The organism is Streptomyces lushanensis, from assembly GCF_001700515.1.
Taxonomy (GTDB): Bacteria; Actinomycetota; Actinomycetes; order Streptomycetales; family Streptomycetaceae; genus Streptomyces; species Streptomyces lushanensis.
Window position 1 is genome coordinate 254 of sequence record NZ_MAUD01000677.1, and the last position, 296, is coordinate 549.

Consider the following 296-nt stretch of genomic DNA (forward strand, 5'->3'; position numbering starts at 1 on the left):
CGCCGCCACCGACGGTCCGAGGAACGTCACCGTCAACCCCTTCTCGGTCCATCAGGGCGGCAGGATCGAGATCACCGTCCAGGGCTGCGGCCACGGCGGGACCGTTACGTCCAACGCCTTCCGGCGGGTCGAGCTGTCGGTCAATCCGGCGGGGACGTCCCGGGCCACCGCGCGGATCCACGACGACGCCACGCCCGGCCGCTACAACCTCGCCGTCAAGTGCAGTGACAACAACCGGGTCGAGACCCACCAGTTCGAGGTGCTTCAGGGGCGGGGCGCGCTGGGCGGGCTCGGTG

General features: G+C 70.9%; 1 pseudogene. It reads left to right on the top strand.

Going from position 1 to position 296, the window contains the following annotated elements:
• A pseudogene (locus tag BFF77_RS32340) lies at positions 1 to 296 on the top strand (hypothetical protein); the annotation flags it as partial.